Here is a 4,743-nt window from a genome sequence, read left to right as displayed (position 1 = left end):
GCCTTCACGGTCGTCGGCGGCGGCGACAGCCTGGCGGCCGTCCGCAAGCTCGGCCTGGAGGATTCGTTCGACCACCTCTCGACCGGCGGAGGCGCCTCCCTCGAGTTCCTGGAGGGAAGGAAGCTCCCCGGCATCGCCGTCCTGGAGGAGGAGGCCTGATGGCCACGCAGACGCGGACCCCGCTCATGGCGGGCAACTGGAAGATGAACCTCGACCACCTGCAGGCGATCGCCTTCGTGCAGAAGCTCGCGTGGACCCTCAAGGACGCCAACCACGACTTCGCGGGCGCGGAGGTGGCGGTGTTCCCGCCATTCACCGACCTGCGCAGCGTGCAGACGCTGATCTCGGCCGACAAGCTCGAGCTGGTCTTCGGCGCACAGGACGTCTCGCAGCACGACTCTGGCGCGTACACGGGCGAGATCTCGGGTGCGTTCCTCAAGGCGCTCGACGCGAAGTACGTGATCATCGGGCATTCCGAGCGACGCACCATGCACGCGGAGAGCGACGAGATCGTGGCGGCCAAGTCAGCCGCAGCCATCAAGCACGGCATCGTGCCCGTGATCTGCGTCGGCGAGACGGCAGACGACCTCGAGACCCACGGGCCGAGCGCGGTTCCTGTCGCCCAGCTGCGTGCCGCCCTTGCCGCGATCACGGCGCCGACCGACATCGTCATCGCCTATGAGCCCGTCTGGGCCATCGGCTCCGGCCAGGCCGCGACGCCAGAGCAGGCAGAGCAGGTCTGTGCGGCGCTCCGAGGCGTTCTCGCCGAGGTACTCGGCCAGGACGTCGCGGATGCCACGCGCATCCTCTACGGAGGATCCGTCAAGTCGGGCAACATCGCGGGCTTCATGCGCCAGCCGAACGTAGACGGTGCCCTCGTGGGCGGCGCGAGCCTCGATGTCGCAGAGTTCGCCGCTATCTCGCGTTTCCAGAAGCACGTCGGGGTCTAGTTTTCCCGTCCGATTGGGCCGCCGAACAGCGGTTATACTTGCGTGCGGCAATCTGCCGCGGTTGAAAGGGTTGTAGTGGACATCATCCAGGTCATCTTCCAGGTAATTCTGGGGATCACTAGCCTCTTGCTGACCCTGCTCATCCTGCTGCACCGCGGGCGTGGTGGCGGCCTCTCCGACATGTTCGGCGGCGGCGTCACCTCCAACCTCGGTGCATCCGGTGTGGCAGAGCGCAACCTCAACCGCATCACCGTGTTCCTCGGCATCCTCTGGTTGCTGTGCATCGTCGTTCTCGGGCTCATCACCCGCTTCACCGGCGCGTAAGCGCGAGGGAGTAGATCATGGCATCTGGCGGAAGTGCAATTCGAGGCTCGCGCGTTGGCGCTGGCCCCATGGGCGAGCAGGATCGCGGATTCCACGCGGAGCGCATCCAGGTGTCCTACTGGGACGAGCTGGGCAACGAGACAGTTCGCTCCTTCGCGGCGAACCTGCCCGACGACGAGATCCCGGTCACGATCGACTCCCCGCAGAGCGGGCTCCCTGCTGGTCGCGACAAGGACAACCCGCCGTCGGTAGCCAAGCTGGAGCCGTACAAGACGCACCTCGCCTACGTGAAGGAGCGTCGCAGCGAAGAAGAGGCAGAGTCCCTTCTCGCGGAAGCGCTCGACCAGCTGCGCGCCCGCCGCGGCACCGCCACCCAGGCGTAGTACCCTCGTCACACCTGCCCGCCGTCTGAGGAGCCGTCATGTCGAAGATCACCGATGCACTGGATGAGCTCGTCGAGCTTGCCGGCGCTCAGACCGCTGCGCTCGTCGACAGCGAGTCCGGCCTGATCCTCGGCCAGAGCGGCGAGTCCTTCGACATCGAGGTCATCGCTGCAGGCAACACCGAGGTCGTTCGGGCGCAGCTGAAGTCGCTCAAGGCTCTCGGTCGCGAATCGACCATCGACGACATCCTCATCACGCTGTCGACGCAGTACGACATCATGCGTCCGCTCAAGGCCAACCCGTCGATCTTCCTCTTCGTCACCCTCGACAAGGCCAAGGCAAACCTCGCGCTCGCACGCTTTCGTGTGTCGGAGTGCGAAGCGCGACTGGCGCTCTAGCCGACAGACGGGTCTAGTCCCCCAAATGCCCTACAACTGGGGTACTGCGGTGCCACAGAGGGCCGCGTAGCATCGGAACCAGTGGGGTCCAGTGTCGTAGAACACAGCCCTTCTAGCATGTCCCGAGAGCTACGAAGGAGCGATCATGGCGAACGAACCCCGAGGCGTGGGCCGGCTTCTCCGCAAGGCGCCAGAGCCATACGTGCCCGACGACTACTACGACGAGCCAGACTTTCGGTCTTGGTCATCGAAGCTCGATGCGTTCGTTCCCACCGGCAAGGAAGAGTCTTCTGAGCCGGCCTCTGCCGAGGCACCGGAAGCGGTTGCAGTCGTCTCGAGCGGCCCGAGCCTCAACGACACTCTCAATGACGTCATCGCCTTCGATGGAGCGATGTCCGTCGCGCTCGTCGACGGCGACACCGGCATGATCCTCGGCAACGCCGGCATCGTGGAAGACCTCGAGCTTGCAGCCGCCGGTGCCTCCGTCATGCTGCGTGCCCGTCGCTCCACCGTCAAGACGCTCGGACTGGATGACGAGGTCGAAGACCTGCTCGTCACACTCTCGACGCAGCTGCAGATCATCCGCCCGCTCATGAACAACCCGAGGATCTTCCTCTACCTCATCGTCGACAAGGAACGGTCGAGTCTCGCCATGGCGCGGTTCAAGGCCTCGGAGGCGGGCGACAAGCTGACGATCTAGCGGAGCCGCCCGATGACGGGCGACCGTGACGATCCCTGCGAAGCAATTCGCACACACGCCGCGATGGCGTGGACTACCAGGCGGACGCTGCAACGCGCCGTCACCACTGAACGGAGCACAGAGTGACCCTCGATTCGAATCGCCCCCCAGCAACCGGGGCTGGAACCTGGGGCGAGGTAGCGGCGTCGGTGCATGCCGCGCTGCAGCAGTCGGCTGCCGTGGTGCTCACCGTCGTCCTCGGCTCGCGCGAGATGCTCCAGATCGACATTCCCCGGTACAACTTCGAGTGGCCACGGCCCCTCGAAGACTTCCCGGTCGGCATGACCGGCCTCGGCATCGCGAGCCACCCCGCGGCAGACTTCTCCGCTACTCCTAAGAACCTCGACGGCCTGCTCTGGGTTCTCGGAAACAACGCCTTCGAGGGTGCGCCGGCGTCGTGGCTCGACCAGAGCAAGCGGGTTCGCCTCTCGCGCTGGCCCAACATGCCGCGGCACATGCACAGCATGCAGCAGATGTACATGCTCGCAGCGCTCGGCAACGCCTACTTCACGGCGGCTGAGCTCGCTGCGGCGGCCAAGACGACGGTCGCTGTCGCACAGGACCTCATCAACGCCCTCAGCCTCATGCAGCTGCTCAAGTACTCCTCAGAGGTGGCCGCACCGGTCATCGTCGAGGCCCCGCAGCAGGAGCAGGGCAAGAGCCTGTTCGCCCGCCTTCGCGCCCGACTGGGGCGGTGACCCCGTGGCTGAGCACGTCATCCTGTTCACCGGTCCCATGGGGGCTGGCAAGACCACCGCGATCCGCAGCCTGAGCGAGACCGAGGTCATATCGACCGAGGCGAACAACTCGGAGCGGGACCGCGTCGACAAGCCGACGACGACCGTCGCCCTCGACTACGGAGAGATCGTCCTCGACACAGAGGACAAGATCCGCATGTACGGGATTCCGGGGCAGAAGCGCTTCGACTTCATGTGGAACATTCTCAAGCAGCGCGCAGAAGGCATGATCCTTCTGGTCAACAACGATGCGCCAGACCCAATATCCGAGATGCTGACGTTCATCGAGGACTTCCGGGAGCTCTACGACAAGGGCGGAGTCGTCGTCGGCGTCTCGCGGTCGGATATCTCGCCGGAGCCATCGGTCAAGGACTACGCGGATGCACTAGAGCGCGTGCACCCCGACATGGCCGTACCCGTGTTCACCGTCGATCCTCGTGACGGCGATCACATGCAGATGGTCCTGCTCTCGCTCATCGTGAGCATCGAGGCCAGGGCAGAATTCGGAGATCTAGGAGAGGTACAGGCATGACGAAGGTGGCAGCGCAGAACAATCCGGTTGTGACCGGGGCGGCCGCGGATATCCTCACGGAGATGAAGAGCGTCTCGGTGTCGCTCGTCTACGCCGCGTTCCTCACCGACGACGGCTTCGACGTCGCGCGGCTGCCGAGCCGCACGACCGACGGCCCGCGGTTCGCCAGCATGGCGAGCTCCATGCAGGCGCTCGGCGACGCCGTCGCGCACGAGCTGCGCATTGGCAACACCGAGTACATCATCATCTCGGCCGTCAAGGGCTACGTCGTGCAGCTGCGAGTGCCTGGGCACGTGATGGTGCTGTCCGCGCTTTTCGACAACGACGCGACCATCGGCGCAGCGCTGTCGATCGCCCGGCGCTACGCGAGCAAGATGGCCGAGGTTCTCGACGCCTGAACCGGCCCGGGCGCGTCACTCAGGGCTGTCGGCGGCCGTCCAGTAGATCTCCGTCGTCGTCAGGCTCTCTGGCACCTCTGCCGATGCCTCACTGTCGACGTGGAGGTCGGTACGGCGCACGCCGTTCGCTCCCGCCGCTGGCACCTCGTTGGCGCTGACGCCAGCGAGCACGAGACCGAGTGCGGAAGCCTTGTCGGCACCTGCCAGCACCGCCCAGATGCGCTCAGAGCTGTTGATGACCGGAAGCGTGAGGCTGAGGCGCTCCGACGGTGGCTTGGGGGA

The 4,743-nt window shown here is 65.4% G+C and carries 10 protein-coding genes; 9 read left to right on the top strand and 1 reads right to left on the bottom strand.

The genetic code is table 11. The annotated features are described in order from the left end of the window. From pgk to AC14A7_RS00700, 9 genes are all read left to right on the top strand, one after another. On the top strand, window positions 1–159 hold a 159-nt coding region (gene pgk, locus AC14A7_RS00740), incomplete at its 5' end, for a phosphoglycerate kinase (RefSeq protein WP_484005969.1). Further along, window positions 159–950 carry a triose-phosphate isomerase gene (gene tpiA, locus AC14A7_RS00735; protein ID WP_484005968.1) on the top strand — a complete coding sequence of 264 codons (792 nt, stop codon included), beginning with the start codon at window positions 159–161 and terminating at the stop codon, window positions 948–950. The genes pgk and tpiA, both read left to right, overlap by 1 nt. Before the next feature lie 75 nt (window positions 951–1,025). After that, entirely contained in the window at window positions 1,026–1,274 is a 249-nt protein-coding gene (gene secG / locus AC14A7_RS00730; RefSeq protein ID WP_484005967.1) for a preprotein translocase subunit SecG, read from the top strand. A 17-nt stretch (window positions 1,275–1,291) separates the two neighbouring features. Further along, window positions 1,292–1,657, top strand: coding sequence for an RNA polymerase-binding protein RbpA (locus AC14A7_RS00725; protein ID WP_484005966.1), 366 nt, complete (start codon window positions 1,292–1,294; stop codon window positions 1,655–1,657). 38 nt (window positions 1,658–1,695) lie between these two features. Continuing rightward, entirely contained in the window at window positions 1,696–2,055 is a 360-nt protein-coding gene (locus tag AC14A7_RS00720; protein ID WP_484005965.1) for a roadblock/LC7 domain-containing protein, read from the top strand. A 145-nt stretch (window positions 2,056–2,200) separates the two neighbouring features. Further along, window positions 2,201–2,755, top strand: coding sequence for a hypothetical protein (locus AC14A7_RS00715; RefSeq protein ID WP_484005964.1), 555 nt, complete (start codon window positions 2,201–2,203; stop codon window positions 2,753–2,755). A 122-nt stretch (window positions 2,756–2,877) separates the two neighbouring features. After that, the gene (locus AC14A7_RS00710) at window positions 2,878–3,492 is read left to right on the top strand and encodes a hypothetical protein (protein WP_484005963.1); all 615 of its coding nucleotides are present in this window, start codon (window positions 2,878–2,880) and stop codon (window positions 3,490–3,492) included. A gap of 4 nt (window positions 3,493–3,496) precedes the next feature. Beyond that, a complete protein-coding gene (locus tag AC14A7_RS00705) occupies window positions 3,497–4,063 on the top strand; it encodes a GTP-binding protein (protein ID WP_484005962.1) in 567 nt (188 codons plus the stop codon). Next, window positions 4,060–4,461 carry a roadblock/LC7 domain-containing protein gene (locus tag AC14A7_RS00700; protein ID WP_484005961.1) on the top strand — a complete coding sequence of 134 codons (402 nt, stop codon included), beginning with the start codon at window positions 4,060–4,062 and terminating at the stop codon, window positions 4,459–4,461. Before AC14A7_RS00705 ends, AC14A7_RS00700 begins: the two co-directional genes overlap by 4 nt. Before the next feature lie 15 nt (window positions 4,462–4,476). Here the strand turns inward: AC14A7_RS00700 and AC14A7_RS00695 are convergent. After that, on the bottom strand, window positions 4,477–4,743 hold a 267-nt coding region (locus AC14A7_RS00695), incomplete at its 5' end, for a 6-phosphogluconolactonase (protein WP_484005960.1).

This window comes from Conyzicola sp. (genome assembly GCF_057073975.1).
The sequence above is the reverse complement of the archived record's forward strand: the minus strand, read 5'-3'. Positions and strand labels throughout refer to the sequence as shown.